The 18475-nt window shown below is 50.2% G+C and carries 19 protein-coding genes; 8 read left to right on the plus strand and 11 right to left on the minus strand.

The window, feature by feature from the left end:
* The first annotated feature begins 20 nt into the window (after window positions 1-20).
* The 5 genes from CR205_RS02845 to CR205_RS02865 all read left to right on the plus strand — a co-directional run bounded on the left by CR205_RS02845 (window position 21) and on the right by CR205_RS02865 (window position 6205).
* The gene (locus CR205_RS02845; RefSeq protein WP_110516738.1) at window positions 21-1139 is read left to right on the plus strand and encodes an NAD(P)/FAD-dependent oxidoreductase; all 1119 of its coding nucleotides are present in this window, start codon (window positions 21-23) and stop codon (window positions 1137-1139) included.
* 11 nt (window positions 1140-1150) lie between these two features.
* Window positions 1151-2281 (plus strand): nucleoside recognition domain-containing protein, encoded by a 1131-nt coding sequence (locus CR205_RS02850; protein ID WP_110516740.1) that lies wholly within the window; start codon window positions 1151-1153, stop codon window positions 2279-2281.
* 134 nt (window positions 2282-2415) lie between these two features.
* A complete protein-coding gene (locus tag CR205_RS02855; RefSeq protein ID WP_110516742.1) occupies window positions 2416-3219 on the plus strand; it encodes a class I SAM-dependent methyltransferase in 804 nt (267 codons plus the stop codon).
* 97 nt (window positions 3220-3316) lie between these two features.
* Entirely contained in the window at window positions 3317-4453 is a 1137-nt protein-coding gene (locus CR205_RS02860; protein WP_110519650.1) for an extracellular solute-binding protein, read from the plus strand.
* Between the two features lie 75 nt (window positions 4454-4528).
* Window positions 4529-6205 (plus strand): ABC transporter permease, encoded by a 1677-nt coding sequence (locus CR205_RS02865; protein WP_110516744.1) that lies wholly within the window; start codon window positions 4529-4531, stop codon window positions 6203-6205.
* Between the two features lie 322 nt (window positions 6206-6527).
* Here the strand turns inward: CR205_RS02865 and CR205_RS02870 are convergent, their stop codons facing one another.
* Together CR205_RS02870 and CR205_RS02875 are read right to left on the minus strand one after the other, a co-directional pair.
* Window positions 6528-6800 carry a DUF4190 domain-containing protein gene (locus CR205_RS02870; protein ID WP_110516746.1) on the minus strand — a complete coding sequence of 91 codons (273 nt, stop codon included), beginning with the start codon at window positions 6798-6800 and terminating at the stop codon, window positions 6528-6530.
* 59 nt (window positions 6801-6859) lie between these two features.
* Window positions 6860-7750 (minus strand): DMT family transporter, encoded by an 891-nt coding sequence (locus tag CR205_RS02875; protein ID WP_110516748.1) that lies wholly within the window; start codon window positions 7748-7750, stop codon window positions 6860-6862.
* A 96-nt stretch (window positions 7751-7846) separates the two neighbouring features.
* Here CR205_RS02875 and CR205_RS02880 point away from each other — a divergent pair, with 96 nt between their 5' ends.
* Together CR205_RS02880 and CR205_RS02885 are read left to right on the plus strand one after the other, a co-directional pair.
* Window positions 7847-9610 (plus strand): ABC transporter substrate-binding protein, encoded by a 1764-nt coding sequence (locus CR205_RS02880; RefSeq protein WP_110516750.1) that lies wholly within the window; start codon window positions 7847-7849, stop codon window positions 9608-9610.
* Window positions 9611-9665: 55 nt separating this feature from the next.
* Window positions 9666-10028 carry a VOC family protein gene (locus tag CR205_RS02885; RefSeq protein WP_110516752.1) on the plus strand — a complete coding sequence of 121 codons (363 nt, stop codon included), beginning with the start codon at window positions 9666-9668 and terminating at the stop codon, window positions 10026-10028.
* A gap of 11 nt (window positions 10029-10039) precedes the next feature.
* On the opposite strand, the gene CR205_RS02890 is transcribed toward CR205_RS02885, so the two are convergent.
* The 7 genes from CR205_RS02890 to CR205_RS02920 all read right to left on the minus strand — a co-directional run bounded on the left by CR205_RS02890 (window position 10040) and on the right by CR205_RS02920 (window position 16241).
* Complete coding sequence (locus CR205_RS02890) at window positions 10040-10504, minus strand: GNAT family N-acetyltransferase (protein ID WP_110516755.1); 465 nt, start codon at window positions 10502-10504, stop codon at window positions 10040-10042.
* Between the two features lie 189 nt (window positions 10505-10693).
* Window positions 10694-12232, minus strand: a complete 1539-nt coding sequence (locus CR205_RS02895) for an NTTRR-F1 domain (protein WP_201745339.1) — start codon at window positions 12230-12232, stop codon at window positions 10694-10696.
* A gap of 160 nt (window positions 12233-12392) precedes the next feature.
* Window positions 12393-13478, minus strand: a complete 1086-nt coding sequence (locus CR205_RS02900) for a glycosyltransferase (protein ID WP_110516757.1) — start codon at window positions 13476-13478, stop codon at window positions 12393-12395.
* Window positions 13479-13506: 28 nt separating this feature from the next.
* The gene (locus CR205_RS02905; protein ID WP_142669847.1) at window positions 13507-14190 is read right to left on the minus strand and encodes a DapH/DapD/GlmU-related protein; all 684 of its coding nucleotides are present in this window, start codon (window positions 14188-14190) and stop codon (window positions 13507-13509) included.
* A gap of 13 nt (window positions 14191-14203) precedes the next feature.
* Window positions 14204-14599 (minus strand): hypothetical protein, encoded by a 396-nt coding sequence (locus CR205_RS02910; RefSeq protein WP_110516762.1) that lies wholly within the window; start codon window positions 14597-14599, stop codon window positions 14204-14206.
* A gap of 25 nt (window positions 14600-14624) precedes the next feature.
* Window positions 14625-15182, minus strand: a complete 558-nt coding sequence (locus CR205_RS02915; protein WP_110516764.1) for a hypothetical protein — start codon at window positions 15180-15182, stop codon at window positions 14625-14627.
* A gap of 75 nt (window positions 15183-15257) precedes the next feature.
* On the minus strand, window positions 15258-16241 hold the full coding sequence (locus CR205_RS02920) for a glycosyltransferase (RefSeq protein WP_110516766.1): 984 nt from the start codon (window positions 16239-16241) through the stop codon (window positions 15258-15260).
* A 128-nt stretch (window positions 16242-16369) separates the two neighbouring features.
* Between CR205_RS02920 and CR205_RS02925 the strand changes: the two genes are divergently transcribed.
* Window positions 16370-17371, plus strand: a complete 1002-nt coding sequence (locus tag CR205_RS02925; RefSeq protein WP_161524648.1) for a DUF4855 domain-containing protein — start codon at window positions 16370-16372, stop codon at window positions 17369-17371.
* Between the two features lie 57 nt (window positions 17372-17428).
* On the opposite strand, the gene CR205_RS02930 is transcribed toward CR205_RS02925, so the two are convergent.
* Entirely contained in the window at window positions 17429-18025 is a 597-nt protein-coding gene (locus CR205_RS02930; protein WP_110516770.1) for a class I SAM-dependent methyltransferase, read from the minus strand.
* Between the two features lie 26 nt (window positions 18026-18051).
* Complete coding sequence (locus CR205_RS02935; protein WP_110516772.1) at window positions 18052-18459, minus strand: hypothetical protein; 408 nt, start codon at window positions 18457-18459, stop codon at window positions 18052-18054.
* Window positions 18460-18475: the final 16 nt, after the last annotated feature.

Genomic DNA, 18475 nt, shown 5'->3' on the forward strand with positions numbered 1-18475 from the left:
GATTTGAGGAGCTGATATAGATGCGTGAGCAATATGATGTCGTGATTGTCGGGGCAGGTCCGGCAGGCGTGGGAATGGGGTCTTTGTTTAGTCAGCTGGGGTTTCGTCACTTTATCATTCTTGAAAAAAACGAGGTCGGCAGTACGTTCCTTCAATGGCCGAAGGAAACCAGGCTTCTGACGCCTTCTTTTCCCGGGCACGGCTTTGGTCTTCTTGATCTGAACGCAGTGGTTCCCAGTACGTCTCCTGGTTATGCCTACAATACCGAACACCTGGACGGCAGTGAATATGCAGATTATCTGAAGCAGGTGGCCGGCCACTTCAAGCTGCCGATTAAGACGGGCGTTGACGTGCTGTCGGTGGAAACAGACGAGAACAGGTTTACAGTTGAAACGTCAAAAGGAACGATTACAAGCCGTTTCGTCATTTGGGCCGGAGGCGAATTTCAGTATCCGGACCGTACGCCGTTTAAAGGGAGCGAGCACTGTATTCATCCGAGTGATGTGAAAAGCTGGTCAGACCTTCCCGGGAGCGAGCAAGTGATTATCGGGGGATATGAGAGCGGCATGGATGCCGCGTACCACCTTATTGGGAGCGGAAAAAAAGTGACAGTCATTTCAAAAGGCGAACCGTGGAATAGTGAGGACCAGGATCCGAGTGTGTCCCTGTCTCCTTATACGAGCGACAGGCTGGATGGCATTTTCGATCATTCGAACCTGAACCTTCTCGGGCATGCCGAAGCAACTGAGGTGAAAAAGGAGGGTGATAAGTATTTGATTCACCTTCGTTCAGACAAGGTTATCGCTTCTGAAAATCCTCCGATTATGGCGACAGGATATAAAAGCAGCCTCATCCGGATCGTGGAGCACCTCTACTGGAATGAGGACGGGACGGCTGAACTGACAGAAAAAGATGAGTCCACGATTACAGAAGGGCTGTTTCTTACAGGACCTCAGGTGAAGCACGGAAACGTAATATTCTGCTTCATATATAAATTCAGACAGCGTTTTGCTGTGATTGCTGAGGAAATCCTTGGCCGGCTGGGTTTGGAAGCTGACGAAGAGGTATTCAGGGCATACCGGAGAGCATCGATGTTTCTCGATGACTTGTCGTGCTGTGACAACAGCTGCCAGTGCTAGGGGGCAGTGAGATGAATGGTTCTGCTGCTTCCGCGCCTTCGGTACTTCCGGTACCGCCGTTCTTTAAAAAAACCGTGTTTCTTTTACTGATTGTGCTCATATACGGAGGGCCGGTGTATGCTGCATACCACTTTGCATTATGGGTGGAACCGCTGGCGGAGCGGTTCGTCATTCTGCCTGCAGCTGCTCTGGCAGAAGGAGCTCCAAATCTCGTGTATTTATTCTTATTTGGAGATTTTGGTATAGTTTCACTTGGAACGTTCTCACTTGTGTGGGCGTTCCCGGTTGTGGTGTTTGTTGGCATCAGCATTGCGGTGACAGAAGCGTCCGGTCTGCAGAGGGAACTGATCCGAACCGTGGATCCCATGCTCAGGCGCATCGGTCTCACAGGCAGTGATCTCGTCCCTGTACTTACAGGGTACGGATGCAATGTCGTGGCGATTATGAAGGCGCAGTCATGCCGAAGCTGCCGTCAGACCTCCTGCGCGGCGATGATTTTCTTTGGCTCCGCCTGCAGCTACCAGATCGGTGCGACACTTTCTGTTTTTAATGCTGCCCAGGTACCATGGCTGTTTCTTCCATATATACTGATGCTTTTTATCGTCGGTGCTGTACATACGAGAGTTTGGCACGGAAAACCGGCCGCTTCGGCGTATCCGCTGCGTTCTTCTTTAAATGCGACGATCCGCATACCGGATCCGAAAAGGGTGAAAAGAAAAGTCACCGGTATGATCAGGCAGTTCTTTTTACAGGCGATGCCAGTATTTCTGCTCATCTGCATAATCGCGTTTGTGCTCAGTGAACTGAAGATTATCGCGTTTGCGGGACGCCTTGCTGAACCCATTTTTCAATTCCTATCCCTTTCCACGGAAGCACTGACAGGGATTTTGTTTTCTTTTCTGAGAAAAGACGGCATTCTCCTCTTTAATGAAGGAGGAGGCGCACTTATTATGAGTTTTACAACCGTTGAAGTCTTTATCTTTGTTTATCTGGCCTCCACGCTCTCCGGATGTCTTGTTACTGTATGGACAATCGGAAAGTATCAGGGAGCCGGGCAGGCAATCCGCCTCACTTTACAGCAGGCTCTCTCTGCAATTGTTTCTGCACTAGCGATTCTTTCCATTGCGAGAATCCTGCTTTAAAAGAAAATTCTGTATTGACGGAAGCAGAAGCGTAGACTAAAATGAAATTGATAATCGTTATCAATTGTAGCCGGTGACAGCCGGTTTTCTTTTTGGGTTTTGTTGAGAATGATTTTCAATTAGGAGGGGTTGAGATGAATGAGGGAATGCTTGCTAAAGTCTGGGAAAAAAGTGCGCTCTACTACGATATGGGAATGATCCGCCGCTCCCAGGCAGAATGGGATGATGCATTGATGCAGCTGATTACATCTCCAGGCGGTCTGGGGCTGGATCTTGGTACTGGAGATGGAAAGTGGGCGTTTGCCCTGGAACGGATCGGATTCGACACGATCAGTCTCGATTCATCTGAAACACGTATAAAAAAAGCAGATCATCTTCGTGCACTGCAGAAAAGCCGCTGTGAATTCGCAATCGGTGATATAAAGAATCCGCCATTCAGTGAGCAGACGTTCAATGTTGTAACCACCAGGCTGCCATTCTGGGAGTGGACGGATGCCCCTGAATTTCTCTTCAGAATCAGGAAACAGTTAAATAACAGGGGCACATTTCTTAGTCTCGAAGAAACCTCTTCTAAAGGGAAGCTGAGAGTTGATCTGAGCCGTGCACTTCTTGAATATGCCGGTTTTAAAAAGACGGTATGCCGGGAGGTCATTCGACGCACTCACTACCGCTTTGAAGATCTTGCGGTGATGATGAAGAAAAACAGGAACGAGCTGGCTCTGTCGTATCACCAGTTTGCTGGAAGAACCTACAGCTGTGCTGAGATGAACGATCTCTTTCGGGAACTGGGGCTCGATCAATGGTACGTGTCCGAGGAGGAGGGGATCCGTTACTTCGAGAAAAGAACACCGTACATGGCTGTGGCAGGATATAAGGAAGAAGAAATAAATCTGAGAAACTTTGAAAATGTCGTTGACAATGATTCTCATTTACAATAAACTAAGAATCGTGGAAGAGATTGATAATCATTCTCATTACATAACAGCGGATTATCAATAGCTTCAGAACAACACAAAGAGAAGGGACAGATTGCTTATGAAGAAGTACAAATTTTTACTTTACCCGGTAATGGCTCTTGGCTTGCTTGCCGCCGGTTGTGGAGCTGACGGTGACGACGAGGAAACAGCCGACACTGGAGCAGATACAGATCAGGAAACAGAAGAGCAGGATGATGAGTCAGCTGAGGGAGATGGCACTGACGAAGAGGCTGCTGAGCTTGATGGTGAACTCGTCGTTTACTCCGCTCGTAACGAGCAGTTTGTGCAGGCACTTCTGGATAAATTTGAAGATGAAACAGGCGTTGAAGTCCGTGCCCTGCATGAGGCTGATCCCCTCCAGCTAGTAGAGGAGCAGGCAAACGTCCAAGCTGACATCTTTATCTCAAACGACGTCGGCGGTCTTGAATACCTGAACCAGGAAGGACTGCTTGAAGGTGGCGATTATGAAAACATTGACTCCATCGATGAGCAGTACCGTGCGGAAAACAACGAATGGATCGCTCTTTCCACTCGTGCCCGCGGCTTTATATACAATAAAGATATGGTTTCTGAAGACGAAGTACCATCCAGTATGGAAGACCTTTTTGACGAAGAGTGGGCTGATGTACCGAACGGCTACGCCATTACACGCGGTGGTAACGGTGGGATGATCGGAAACGTTTCCGCACTTCGTTACGAGTGGGGTGACGAGCGCACGCAGGAGTGGGTGGAAGCGATCCGTGACAACGCTGCGGGAATCTTTGAAGGCCATGGCGACATCCGCCGTGCAGTAGGTGCCGGGGAGCACGCTTTCGGGCTTGTGAACAACTACTACTACCACCAGCAGCTTGAAGAGCCAAACGACAATAACGTTGGTTTTGTCTACCCTGACCAGGGCGAAGGTGAAATGGGCGCGATTGCCAACGCAGCCGGAGTAAGTAAAGTAAGTGGCGGACCAAACAGTGAAAATGCTGAGGCGTTCATGAACTGGGTCCTTGAGGAAGAGAACCAGCTTGCCTTTGTCGGTGAATCTCTCGAGGTACCGATCAATCCTGAACTTGAGCCTCCATTTGAGGATGCTGTACCTGTAACGGAACTGAACTTTCAGGATATGCCTCTTCGTGAACTCGGAAACTATTTCCAGGATACGACACGGCTGATTGAAGACGCGGGGCTGGATCTTGATCTGAGATAACACAATCATTTGGACGTTCCCCCCTTCTTAATGATATACTTTTCAGAGAGATACAGCCTAAGGGAGAAGAGCAGGATGACGGATAAATACAACAGCCACGACAACCAACAGAATACCGGAACAAATGCGAAGGTTGGAGACTCCAGGTCTCCAGCCCTTCTCCGTTTTATCGGAAGGCGCTGGCGTGCGGTCTGGAACGGAAATCCGCCGGGACTAATCCTCCTTTTAGCAGGACTCGTAGTGGCACTGATTATGTCGGTGCCCATTATTTATGTGGCGTGGCGCTCCCTGTTTGCAGGTGCCGACTCTTGGCTTCGCCTCCTTGACGGTCGGATTCCTGCGCTATTATGGAATACGGCCTCGCTGACGATTGCCGTAACGGTGCTTGCGATTTCCATCGGGGTATCCCTTGCCTGGATCGTCGTCCGGACGGATCTCCCAGGACGAAAGACGTGGCAGTGGCTTATGGCGCTTCCTCTCGTCATTCCGCCTTACGTTGGCGCTGTAACGTATATTATCGTGTTCGGCCCGAGCGGCTGGGCCAGGGATCTTTGGGAAGCGGTGCCTTTCCTCGGCGATTACGCATTGAACATTTACTCGTTCTGGGGTGTGTTTCTCGTATTGACTCTGTTTACGTACCCATACGTTTTCCTGATCGTAAGTGCCTCCCTACGCCGGATGAACCGGAACTACGAAGAAGTAGCCCGCTCGCAGGGCTACAGCACATCAAAGATATTCTGGAAAGTGAACCTGCCGTTTCTTCGTCCGGCGATCGGCGCCGGTGCGATTCTCATATCTCTTTACGTACTCAGTGACTTCGGGGCGATTGCCATGCTTCGTTATGTGACGTTTACAGCAGCGATTTACTTTCAGCGTGCGAGCTTTGATACTGCTTCGGCGTCGGTTCTCAGCCTCGTGCTCATTGTGCTTACGATGGTCATCCTCTGGATTGAAGTACGCACGAGAAAAAAGAACAAGTTTTACCAGACGTCCAACAGCTACCGTGAACCGGACACATTGAAATTGGGAAAATGGAAGCCGCTGGCTCTTGTCTATGTGATTACCGTCTTTCTTTTTTCCGTTGCGCTTCCGATCGGGGTGCTTCTTTACTGGACATACATCGGCTTCGAACAGCACGTGATCGATGAGCGGTTCTTCGGCTTTGCCTGGAACAGCCTGAAGGTTTCCGCCTTAGCCGCGGTGGTGGCAATGGTGCTTGCCCTTCCGGTTATTTACCTGAAGTCAAGATACCCGTCATTTATTTCCACGGGAATAGACAAGCTCAGTTATGCAGGCTACGCCCTGCCTGGTGTGATTGTGGCTCTTGGAATGGTGTTCATCTTTAATACGCACATTCCGGCGTTTTACAATACGTACTACCTTATCATTCTGGCGTTTGTGATCCGCTTCCTGCCGCAGGCGATGCAGGCGGGAGAGGCGTCACTGAGCCTCGTATCCCCACGGATCGATGAAGCCGCAAGAAGTCTCGGCTACCCGCCGTGGAAGGTGATGCTCAAAGTGATCCTGCCTTCCATTATGCCGGGCGTCCTTGCAGGCGGAGCGCTAGTGTTTGTAAGTTCGATCAAGGAGCTTCCGGCCACGCTCATGCTTCGGCCTCCGGGCTTTGATACACTCGCCGTCCGGGTGTATTACGAAGCGAGCGAAGCCATCTATTATCAGGCGGCACCGGGTGCGCTTCTGATTGTACTCGTGTCGCTGATTCCTCTTCGTTATCTGCTGAAAAAATATTAACTGACGTAAGCCCTTTTCCTTTATTTCCGGGAAAGGGCTTTTTAGTGGGAAATCAAGGTCAAGGCTTCATAATAAAGAAAAGCCCATAGCGTCTGGGAGAAGTGTAAGGCAGAAGAAAAAGCGTTTTCCATAGACAGGGTTAATGTACAATTTTCGGATGTCAGAACGATGAATAAGACGAAACCTGAAACAAGTGATGAAGGAAGAGGCGTCTTTTTTCAGTAGTGATCCTGCTGATTCGTTTATTTAAAAAAAAGCACAGCTGCTTCCAATTGGAACGCAGCTGCTTTCACCGTTGACTTTATTAAGACTGCATGTAACCTCACATGGACGGTGCGTTATAGATTGACAGGAATCCAATAACAATGAGCAAAAACTGAAGCACGATGGCAACGATTCCGCAGACGAGCCCTGCTGTAGCGAGCCCCTCACCATTCTCTCCAACACGGCGGATCTCGTTTTTTGCAATCACCGAAAAAATGATTGCAGCGACACCAAGAAATAGGCCTAATGCAGGAATGAGTAATGATGTTATGCCGGCTGTGAGACCAATGACAGCTTTCGTATTCGTTTTCTGTTTGGCTGCTGCGTCCATAAGGGACCCCCTCAGAGGAAAAATATTGAAAATAAAGACAATTATACTATATCATACATTTACCTGTCGGTTTCAGTATTCTTTTTCGCCCTGGCAGGAAAAGAAAGACAGACGACCGAGCAGAGAAGAATCGTTGCTCCTATGATGTTCTGCCAGGTGAGTGGGACGGGAAAAAATGGGTAGGATAGAGCAGCCAGAATAACGGGGCTGAAAGCGCGTGTAGCATTGGCTATTGCAAAACGCAGATACTTGAGTGCCGCGTATAGCAGGATGGTGCCTGAAAAGCCGCTAAGCAGGGAAGAAAGTACTATCATACCAGTACTATAAAAAGTCCATTCGGCAAGATGAAGGTCACCGGATCCACCGGCATACAGGAGTACCAGAAAGCCCGTCACCATATTTGACGTAAATAAAAGCGAGTTGGCTTCCCGTTTTTCAGTGAGTGTCAGCTTGATGCAGATGTTTGTTAGAGCAAAGAAGAACGTGTAAAGAAGGGCAAATACCGATCCGGCTGCCTGAGAAGTATAGCCTGAACCGGTTTCCATGAATACAAACGCCCCTGCCACAGCCAAGGCAATCCAGCCCCACTCACGCCTGCTTATAGTCTCCTTAAGGATCAGCACCGACAGAATAACGGCAAATACGGTATAAAACCGACCGAGAAACCCGATCTGAACTGGGGATAAAAGGTCGAGGCTGATGAATAAGAAGATGACCCCAAGGAAATTAAACAGAGCAAGAATAAATACCTTCCGGTCACGGTAGAAGGTAACCGGGCTTTTTACGGCGAATCCATAAAGAAGACTCGCAGTAGCAATAGTAAAGGTGTTAACGAGAGCGGCCTGGCCAGGGGAAGCGGTCACAAGACCGAACTTGGCCAGCAGCGGGCCTGTGGCGACCATAACAACTGAAAAGAGGTTCAGTACATGACCTTTCGTTTCACTGTGCATCACACATTCTCCTTCCTTTATTCAGTGTAAAGAAGTAAAGGAGAATTAAAAGTGAAATTATTATTCTGTTTCTTCACCTTTTAGGGAGGGAAAACAATGAAATTGATTGATCATTATATTCGCCTTTGGAGCACCTTTTATAAGACTGACGGGGAACCAGTGAAATTGACAAGAGAAGATGCGGCAAACACATTAGGCTGTTCAGAACGAAATGCGGTTCATGTACTGAACAATCTCGAGGAAGAGGGCTGGATGAAAAGGACGAAAGGGCGGGGACGGGGCAATGTGACAAGAGCTACCTTTTTACTGGGTCTCACTGATGCTGTGGACATCTATGCCGCCCGATCGGCCGGTCATGAGGATTTTAAACGGTTTGCGGAGCTGGCAGAAGAGTGCGGGCTGCTGGAACAGAACGAAGAAGTAATGGAACGGTTTTTCAGCAATTGGTTTGGAGCTGCCTTGGAAAATGAGTCAGAAACTGCTGAAACGGACCATCTGCACATTCCCTATTTCCGCACGTTTTTTTCGCTTGATCCGAAGGTCGCGGCCCGGCAGTCAGAGCGTCATATGATTGTCCATATTTTTAACACGTTATTCTACTGGGACGAGCGTTCCCGCAGAGTGGTTCCCGGCATTGCCCATCATATTGAAGCGGATGCCGAAGGGCGGGAGTGGATGATTTATCTGCGCAAACACGTCTGCTTTCATCACGGTAAAACCCTGAGTGCGGAGGATGTGATTTTTTCACTCAGGCGGATCGCCTGGCTGGAGCCGTTTCTCGCGTCTGCTGAGGCGGAGGAAGAACTGACGGTGAAAGTGAAACTAACAGAACCCTTATTCGCTTTTCCTGTCCTTCTTACGTCAACTTCAGGTGCTGTGGTTCCGGATCAGCTGGGTGGTCTCTCCGGATCGGCGTTTGCCCGAACACCGATCGGAACCGGTCCTTTTATGGTCAAAAATCATGACGAAGAGCATCTGGAACTCGCTTCGCACCGGAGGTATTTCAGGGAGCGTCCTCATCTGGAGGGCGTAACGATTCATTTTCTCCAATCCTATGAAAAGTACATCCGGATGCGCAAGGTCGGTGATCAGCCTCTGCCGTACCTGCCTTTTCATACCGGGGCAGGAGGAGTGGATCGTGTCAGACATGCGATGCGCCGAGGGCTGAGTGTAAAGTACCTCGTGTGGAACATGAACCACCAAAGTATCCGTGAAAACAAGCCTTTTCGAAAAAAGGTGATGGCCCTCATAAACCGGGAGCAGCTTGTGGACGACCTTGGCTATCCGCGCGACAGGGGAGCGGGATCCTTCTTTAAAAACAGCCGTATGGCGGATAAGCTGGAGGTACCTCAAGCAAACGTGACGCAGCCGGATGGAAAGCTGATTCTCGTAACCTATGATCTGAAACCTCATGTGGAAGACGCAAAATGGATTGCCGCTGCCTGCATGGATCAGGGGATCGATGTGGAGGTAAGAGCGGTAGCGTACGACATGTTTTCAGAGGAAGCGGCAATCGGGCATCTCATTCTCGCCGAGAGCCCGAGCGACGAAGCGGAAGAGGCGATGCTCTGGGGGCTGTTCACTTCAAATCAGCTAACAGGAAATCTTGACCAGCAAACCGTCATAAGTATTGCAGTCAGACTAAGTGACGCAGCGAGCCGGCCGGAGCTGCCGGAGCGGATCGGCCGTCTTGGAAGAATTGAAGACCTGTTAATTACACAGGGGCTGGTTCTCCCCCTTTACTGGACGTACCAGCAGGCGGCGTTTTCAAGTGAACTGATGGGAGTCAGGCTCAATGCGTTCGGACTTGTCCCTTTTGATGAGCTGTTCTTCAAAAAAGCAACAGGGATTTTAGTATAAGAGGCGAAACAAAGTGAGTATGATAAAAATCAGAGTTGAAAGAAGGCGGACTACTTTGGGGAAGATCGTAGGTTTTGACATCAGCAGCCAGGAACCTGAAAAGGCTGCAATATTTTATTCAGAGGTGTTTGGATGGGAAACAGAAGAAGCTCATTGGGGGTATCGTCCTGTAAAACCGGAAAGCTGCAGTGAAGAATGGAAATTGCATGGCGGAATCAGTAAGGGGACTGCTGATTTCCCGCACGGCACCCGGATTCAGATCCAGGTGGATTCAATTGAGAACACGCTTGAAAAAGCAAAGGCAGCCGGCGCATTGGTAGTAAGGGAAAGAATGGATTTCGATGACTTTTCCCTCGCATATCTCACAGATCCGACCGGCGTAGGCCTCGGCCTGATTGAATATAGAACTGGCGTTTAAATGAGTTTTTTCTATAAGTGAAGCTTCATGCCCTCGTGGCTCGCTGTGAATCCGAGTGCTTCATAAAATCGGATCGCATCGAGCCTTTTTTTGTCAGTTGTCAGCTGAACCACATGGCAACCTCGTTCTCGGGCCCTGTCAATCGCCCAGTTTAACATCAGTGTGCCGAGTCCTTTCCCCCGTTCATTAGACGAGGTGCGTACGCCTTCAATCGTGCATCGCCAGCCGCCCTGATAGGTAAGGTAGGGGATGAAGGTAAGCTGGAGCATGCCGCAGATTTTTTCATCTTTACATGCGACCACAAGCTCATTATTCTGATCACGCTGAATGGCCGCAAACGCCTCATGGTAGCTGTGAGGAAGCGGATCGGTCCATTTCTCACGCTCACGTCCAAGTTCGTCGTCGGCAAGCATGGCGACAAGTAAAGGCAGGTCATTCAGTTCAGCATTGCGAAAGATAACTGGATTGTTGCTCATAGATCAAACTCCTTTTCTCTCATCTTATCATAAAAAGATCCTGGTACAGACAGCAAATCAGGAAGAATGGAATCGCTCTCTTTTCAGGTAGGGACACCGTATTACTATGAACCACAGATAGCGGTAAGCTGGTTTACCAGAGAAAAATACAGCCAAAAAAATACCCCCGCACCAGCGGAGGTATTTGTATTAAGGTCCGGTTGGTGCAGTAGGTCCGGTAGGTCCAGTAGCACCCGTGGCCCCAGTAGCGCCCGTAGCACCCGTAGCACCCGTAGCACCTGTAGCCCCCGTGGCACCTGTGGCACCAGTAGCACCTGTAGCACCAGTAGCACCTGTAGCACCAGTAGCACCTGTGGCACCTGTGGCACCTGTGGCACCAGTAGCCCCTGTCGCACCCGTGGCACCCGTAGCACCCGTAGCACCCGTAGCACCCGTGGCACCCGTAGCACCCGTGGCACCCGTAGCACCCGTGGCACCCGTAGCACCCGTGGCACCCGTAGCCCCAGTAGCACCCGTGGCCCCAGTAGCACCCGTAGCACCCGTAGCCCCAGTGGCCCCAGTAGCGCCCGTAGCACCCGTGGCACCCGTAGCCCCAGTGGCCCCAGTAGCGCCCGTAGCACCCGTAGCACCCGTGGCACCCGTAGCACCCGTGGCACCCGTAGCACCCGTGGCCCCAGTAGCGCCCGTAGCACCCGTAGCACCCGTAGCACCCGTGGCACCCGTAGCACCCGTGGCACCCGTAGCACCCGTAGCACCCGTAGCCCCAGTGGCCCCAGTAGCGCCCGTAGCACCTGTGGCCCCAGTAGCACCTGTGGCACCCGTAGCACCAGTAGCACCCGTAGCACCCGTGGCACCCGTAGCACCCGTAGCACCCGTAGCACCCGTGGCCCCTGTGGCACCAGTAGCACCTGTGGCACCCGTGGCTCCGGTAGCCCCTGTTGCACCCGTAGCCCCCGTAGCACCTGTGGTACCAGTAGCACCAGTAGCACCCGTAGCACCCGTAGCACCCGTAGCACCTGTGGCCCCAGTAGCACCTGTGGCACCAGTGGCACCAGTAGCACCCGTGGCCCCCGTAGCACCAGTGGCACCCGTAGCACCCGTAGCACCCGTAGCCCCAGTGGCACCCGTAGCCCCCGTAGCCCCCGTAGCACCTGTGGCACCAGTAGCACCAGTAGCACCTGTAGCCCCTGTAGCCCCTGTGGCCCCCGTAGCACCTGTCGGTCCAGTAGGTCCAGTAGGTCCAATTCCGCCGTTACCTTCAGTAATGAATAAGGAAACATCGTCAAAAACCACGTCAGGACTGCCCGCGAGCGGAAGTTTGTTTATAAGAACGAGTGCCTGAGTTGTACCCAGTGGAGCTATTGAAGTAGCGCGATAGAGCTGATGCCATGCCCGGTTGTTCGTTGTTGGCAGGCGTCCGGCAGGGAGATTGGCAATCAGCCCGTAACCGAGGAAATTGAAAGAGTCATCATAGTAAGTGACCGAGAAGGAAAGTGGCGGACTTGCTTCGGTACCTTCACGGGAAGCAGACACCATGAATATGAAAGATTCACCTGGGTTTGCTTCCACAAATTGGAGGAGATAGCCGTTTACGGCACCGCCGGCAATCCTCGCTGACCACGAACCGGAGTTGGAGTGAAGGGAGGTTGGCAAAGCGAATTGGCTTATCCAGCCAGCTAGTGTTCCGGTTTCAAAACTGCCGTTAATAATACGATCTTCGAAAGACATGTTTGGTTTCCTCCTTTCTCGAAGAGTAATTGAGTTTCCATTAGGAAACCCTGCTTTATCATACGTGGACAACATAAATATGCTCCGTTAGTTGACTATTTCAAGAGCACATTTCGCAGAAATAAAGAAAAAAAGGCTCCGCGGTCAGCGGAGCTTTTTTTCAGGATTCTGTCAGTCCGAGTTTTTTTTCGAGGAGTGCTTTATTTTGAACCACTCGCTCATCTTTTGGTCTGTACTCCCGGGCTTTTTCGTTGTGGTCATAGGACTTCTGCATATCGCCGAGCTGATAGTAACAGACACACATCTGGAGATGGGGATACCAGGTAGAATAAGCGGGATAACTGAAGCTCCACTGGTTGGGATCCGGTTCTGAACGAGCGGCGAGTTCATACCAGAAAATGGCCGGTTTGTATTCCCGGTTCCGCTGGAAGTGATAACCGAGCCTGCTGGCAATTTCAGCTCTTGGTGTTTTGGCAAATTCAAGTGACTGCAGAAGAGACTTCAGCTCTCCCTCGCTGTCACCAAGGTGCCGGTAGCAGTCGGCCTTATTAATGCAGGCGTAGACTTTGTCTTCAATCCACCCTTCTTTCATAGCGATATTTTTATCATAGCTCTCAATAGCACGTTCGTGGTGTCCATTTTCCCGAAGCTCATTGCCGTGATAAAAATAGTCTCTGGGTGTAAAGGTATCTCCGCGGTCAATTTTTTTCTGGTATATAGACAGGTTCCTTCCGACTGAATGACGGATTTTCTTATGTGTAATAGAAATTTCGGAGTTGATGATGTTGCCGCGGACATCGAGGTACTGGTGGCAGTCCCCTTTCCAGCGGAAGTTTTTGGATCGTTTCACCAGCCTGTTTCGGCGGTAACGTAGGGTAACGTTTCCGAATTCGTCGGTTCCTGCATCATAGTACATGGAAACAGAATCCACGGCTGGATCGAGTGTGTTCTTCAAATCAATCAGCTTCTTCTGATCTTCTTCATAAATCACATCATCTGCATCGAGATAAAGAATGTAATCTTTGGTCGCGTGTTTAAACGACTCATTTCTGGCTGCGGCAAAATCGCCGATCCATTCAAAGAAAAACACTCTGTCGGTGTATTGTTTTGCAATTTCAACGGTTCTGTCAGTGGAGCCGGTGTCAACAATGTTAATTTCATCCACAATATCCTTGATCGTATCGAGACAGCGGGCGAGCACTTCTTCCTCATTTTTTACGATCATACACAAACTGATCGTTACCATAAGCATTCATCCTCCCAGAAAGTAAATATTACGGTCTGATTTGACGGGCAGGGTTTCCGACTACCGTTGTTCCGGCGGGTACATCCTTTACGATAACCGCACCGGCACCGACAATGGCATTTTCGCCAATGGTTACTGCAGGGAGCATCGTAGTGTTGTTGCCGATTTTTGCGCCTTTTTTTATTATGGGACCTGTATGGGAAAAGTTGCCGGCTCCCATATATTTATCGTTGGATGAGGAGCAGCACGGTCCGATAAACACCTCGTCTTCAATGATCATATCGGCGGTCACGTAGCAGCCGGTCTGGACGGTCACACGTTTGCCGATTCGAGTATTGTTTTCCACGATCACGTTGCGGCCGATAATACTGTCCGTATCCACAGTGACGTTCTCTCTGATGCTCGACAGGTCGGCCACAAATACACCTTCACCGAGTGTGCTGCCCCGGTAGAGAACACTGCCGCAGCCGATTGTTACACTGGTTCCGAGAACAAGTGGGGGCAGGGCCGCCGGAGGTTTGCGCGCCATCTTTCTGTTTGAGGAAGGACGTTTCCCGACAACAGTCATGTCGCCGATTGTCACGTTGTCCCCAATGATGGTGCCTTCTTTGATCACAACGTTATGGCCGACGGTGACGTTCTTTCCAAACGTGACATTTTCCTCAATTACGACGTTCAAACCGGTGCTGGCGGGTTTGTTTGTCTCGTTCATGTGCATCCCTTCTTTACGTGCAGTTATTTTGATAGGACATCCATGTAAATTTTGTGCAGCCGGTCTGTGACGGTGCCGGCTTCGTGGTGTTTTTCGGCATAGGAACGTCCCAGCCTGCGGAGTTCCTGACACGATCAGGATCTTTAAGGAGCTTTTCAAGCTCCACATAAAGGGTATCCGGGTTGGCGGATATAACAGGCAGGTCGGGATTATGAGGCTTCAGATCATCCCGGAGGTAACACACGACCGCCTTTCCAAGTGCCATTCCTTCCACGCTTAAATTCCCGTATGCACCGCACACCTGATCAATGATAATATCCGCTTCCGTATAGGCCTGAAGGGCCTCCCGGCGTGACATCTTTTCGATCTGCCGGTAGGTAATTGTGTAGTGCTGTTTCAGTCGTTGCACCGCTTCCTCCTCAAACGCGGTTCCTTTAAACGACCAGCTGTGTCGGGGCGTGAATAATGACAGGATTCCCGTTGCTGCTGCGGGGCTGGCTGGCCGGAAGGCGGTTGAAATCCACCAGACGGGGGAGGACGTGAACAGGTTTTCCTTCCTTCCGGTAGTAATCAATCACGTATCCGTACAGCTCATAGTCCTGTACGATGGCTGCATCGCACACTTTTGCGAACAGCTTCAGGTTTTTGTGAATCTGATCGTCCGGAAGACAGCCGCTCAGATCCACATAGGGGTTGGTGTACCCGGGTCCTTTTTTTGCCCGGGAACGGGCGCGGACGTCGTTTCCTCTGTGATGCATGATCAGTTTTTTTCCGGCATTCCTGACCATAAGAAGATCCTGATTGTCCGTCAGTGCTGACAGTCCATGGTGGTAGTGAAATAAATCGTAGCTCTCAAGATAGTGATCGAATGCTTTTACGAGTTCGTAAGCCTCAGTGGCCATCACCCCGTCGTAGTCAAAATAGCTATCAAAATAATTAAATCCGATTGCATGGATGCCTTTTCTCTGCAGATGATCGCAGATGAGACCCACCTGTCCTGCAATTTCCACAGGCAGGTGCAGTATTCGAAGTGAGGAATTTACAAATGATCACCTTCTGTTTCAGGCTCAGAGCTGCCCATAGATCAGCCTAAGTTTCTCAGCGACAATTCTGGCATCGTGGTGCTCCTTTACAAATGCCCGGCTTTTCCGGCCTGTCTCGTGACGAAGCTCCGGATCCCGAATCAGCTCCCGAAGCACCTCGGCCAGGGTTTCCGGCTTGGCGTTGACAATGGGCAGCGTTTTCGGGAGCTGCGCCTTAACATCAGGCCGAATGTAGGCGACCACAACTTTACCCATGGCCATCGCCTCCACACTGAGCATGCCGTAGGTCCCGCAGAGGAGCTGATCGACGACAATATCGGCTTCTTCATAGGATTTAAGCGCGGCCGCATGACTCATTTTTTCAACCGTCCGAAAGGAAAAGTGTTCTGCTTGTTCAAGTTTTTTAAAAGCAGTTTCAACAAAGGAAGATCCTTTAAATTCTCTGTTTGTGGGTGCGTGAACGATTTTTGGTTTTGTTTCCTGGGCAGATGGCAAGCGTTCCGGAAACCGTGAAAGGGTACAGGCGAGTGGAAGAACATGGATATGTTTATAATAGCTTTTTACGTAAGGCATCATTTCATAGTCCTGAATGATACATGTATCAAACACGCCTTTCAGGAGCATCAGCCGCCTGTGTATTTCAGAGTCCGAATAGTAACTGGGCGGGAGCATATAGTTGTTGTGTTTTTTTACCTTCGCCACGGTCCTCACGTCATTTCCCCAGTGGTGCATCACGCGTTTCTTTCCTGAAGCCTTGAGCATCGGCAGGTCCAGGAGCTGCGGGAGCAGGGTGTTGCCGTTGTGAAAGTGAAACACATCAGCCCATGCGGTAATTTCTTCAATCATTTTTGCAAGTTCAAAGGCGTCTGTGTCCGTGGTTTCGCCTGCGTAGGCGAGGTAGCTGTGAAACCAGTTATACCCCTTCACCTGCATTCCCAGTTCGGACAGACCCTGACACAACTGTCCCATCTGACCGGCGATTTCCGTAGGTGCATGAAGGATCCGCACGAGTCATTCCCTCCTTTCGTTTCTGCCAGTTTATTCTTTGGCTGAGCAGGTGGTTTATTTTTTTGCGGTTGTCGGATGAGACAGTGCTTACATATACTGCAGAAGCGGATTGTAAAGGAGTGATGCCGATGAGTGGTGGAACGTATTTATCTGCCAGAGACCACAGCATGAACAATCATCTGGCGGTTCTGATGATGGGAAAGCTGGTTCCCGGAACTGAAACTGTCTGGAACCCGGAAGAGCTTCGTTACTACCTGACGTACGTACTGAATGGCAAAAGCATTGACACGCTGTTCGGTGGTCTCATCTTCAACCCTGTCTCAGGAAAATCACACCGGTTCATTCACCCGATGTATGCAGGATACGGAGAGTCTGCTGAAAAACAGGACTGGGACTGGGTAATCGATGAACTGTTTCGTTCCGGACGCAACATTGACGCAGCCCAGCAGGCAGCAAGAACAAAGACGGATATCTGGGTTTGCCTGCCCTACCCGGGTCCTGGTCAGCGCAGCTTTGGCCGTGTAAACGGAAAGGTCCTTGATTTTACCGTCGAGGATGATCGTTATGCGGCTGTTATCGACTGGGCAGACCGGTTTCTGGCACGTTGGAAAGAAGAAGAGGGCAAGTTGACCAAGCTGACCTTCCGGGGTTTTGTCTGGCAGCGGGAAGCCATTCTTTTGCCGGATCGGCCTCTTGTGACTCGGGTGAATGCCGCGCTGAAAAACCGGAAAGTGAAAACAATCTGGCTGCCGAATTATGGTTCGGCAGGGGTGATCGACTGGAAGGAAAGAGGATTTGATCTGGTTGGGGTGAACCCGAATTATTACGGAAACACCGATCATGATCTAAACTGGATGCGAAACACCGCAGTTTTCACAAAGCATTACGGAATGGGCCTGCAGATCAATTACGGGAAAGGGTATATATTTAACGACACGCACCTTCTAGACTACTTAAATCTTGGTACGGCAGAGCAGTATGGATATCAGGAAAATTGTTTCATGGTTTACCAATTGCACCAGCGGACGATGAAGGAAGCATACGAGAAACATCTGCTTGATTACATCCGGATTTACAGTTTCACAAAAAACATCTATCAGCGGGTCCATTATCCCGGAATCGCTTATTAAGATTCATTAGGAAGGCTGTTTCGTGTACGAAGGTAACCCTCGTATGGAAAAACAGCCTTATTTGTTTTCCAATTGATCTCTTCTGAGGCCGCTTACCAGATAGATGACCTGGCCATTCCGGTACCGGTAAGGCAGAATTTCATCGATCTGTACCAGATCCTCGTACCGGCTGATGACCGAATCCTCTGTCAGGAAGTATCGGACGTGCCCACGAGTATGGAAATTCGGCACAGATAAAAGAACGTTGGAACCGGTTCGCACTTTTCCAAGTACGTCCTTATCATGTTCCAAATGTTCCAAAACTTCAAACAGCACAGCGGTGTTATAGGTTGTTGTAAAGAGATCTGTTGTATAAGCGTTATCTGTGCTGAATGCTTCGGCATAGTCAGGATTATTTTTTTTGCTTTGTCTGACTGCCTCCTCACTGAAATCGAACCCCCGGTAATGTGTAAATCCGTTGTCAAAAAGCATGTTCGCAAATTGACCCACACCGCAGCCGACGTCCAGTATAATCGGATCTTTCAGTTTACGCAGGCACACCAAGGCATTTTTCCATATTGGAAAATAGGGGCTGTTCTGATAAGGCTTGTGATAATTACCGTTGTAGCCACCTTCCTTATAAACAACATCATAATATTTTGAGTTTTCCTCCAATAGTAACGCCTCGTTTCAATTTAATTTTAGATCGTATCGACCAGCAGATAAGGCGGCTGGTGATCGTGGAACGCTTTGTGGGGCAGATTGGGAATCCGGACCGTGACGCCATGATTTTGTCTGCTTTTACGCTGCCACGCGTGCATGAAGCCTGACAGGTCGATGATTAGCTCGGTCTGTCCGGGCTGGCAGGGCAGACGCTGCAGAACGGCTGACTCTGTGGGAAGTTTGGACTCCGCCTCGCTCCAGCCGCTCGTAATTTTCTTTACCCGTGCCGTTACCGGATAAGGGAGGTGGGGCAGTGGGACGTGAAGGGTCATTTTCGTCACATTCATATCGCTGGGAATGACAGCGAGGTTAAACGATACATACAGCTTCCGGTAGCGGGTTTTGTAACGGTTCGGGATGAACAGCATTTTCTTTTCAAGACTCATCAACAGGCTCCTTTCA

This window comes from Alteribacter lacisalsi, assembly GCF_003226345.1.
GTDB classification, from domain to species: domain Bacteria; phylum Bacillota; class Bacilli; order Bacillales; family Salisediminibacteriaceae; genus Alteribacter; species Alteribacter lacisalsi.

Coding starts and splice junctions, on each gene's coding strand:
- CR205_RS02855 (WP_110516742.1), top strand. CDS start 2,416: ATGAATGAGGGAATGCTTGCTAAAGTCTGGGAAAAAAGTGCGCTCTAC.
- CR205_RS02925 (WP_161524648.1), top strand. CDS start 16,370: ATGAGTGGTGGAACGTATTTATCTGCCAGAGACCACAGCATGAACAAT.
- CR205_RS02850 (WP_110516740.1), top strand. CDS start 1,151: ATGAATGGTTCTGCTGCTTCCGCGCCTTCGGTACTTCCGGTACCGCCG.
- CR205_RS02870 (WP_110516746.1), bottom strand. CDS start 6,800: ATGGACGCAGCAGCCAAACAGAAAACGAATACGAAAGCTGTCATTGGT.
- CR205_RS02875 (WP_110516748.1), bottom strand. CDS start 7,750: ATGCACAGTGAAACGAAAGGTCATGTACTGAACCTCTTTTCAGTTGTT.
- CR205_RS02900 (WP_110516757.1), bottom strand. CDS start 13,478: ATGGTAACGATCAGTTTGTGTATGATCGTAAAAAATGAGGAAGAAGTG.
- CR205_RS02845 (WP_110516738.1), top strand. CDS start 21: ATGCGTGAGCAATATGATGTCGTGATTGTCGGGGCAGGTCCGGCAGGC.
- CR205_RS02895 (WP_201745339.1), bottom strand. CDS start 12,232: ATGTCTTTCGAAGATCGTATTATTAACGGCAGTTTTGAAACCGGAACA.
- CR205_RS02865 (WP_110516744.1), top strand. CDS start 4,529: ATGACGGATAAATACAACAGCCACGACAACCAACAGAATACCGGAACA.
- CR205_RS02890 (WP_110516755.1), bottom strand. CDS start 10,504: ATGAGCAACAATCCAGTTATCTTTCGCAATGCTGAACTGAATGACCTG.
- CR205_RS02880 (WP_110516750.1), top strand. CDS start 7,847: ATGAAATTGATTGATCATTATATTCGCCTTTGGAGCACCTTTTATAAG.
- CR205_RS02905 (WP_142669847.1), bottom strand. CDS start 14,190: ATGAACGAGACAAACAAACCCGCCAGCACCGGTTTGAACGTCGTAATT.
- CR205_RS02860 (WP_110519650.1), top strand. CDS start 3,317: ATGAAGAAGTACAAATTTTTACTTTACCCGGTAATGGCTCTTGGCTTG.
- CR205_RS02935 (WP_110516772.1), bottom strand. CDS start 18,459: ATGAGTCTTGAAAAGAAAATGCTGTTCATCCCGAACCGTTACAAAACC.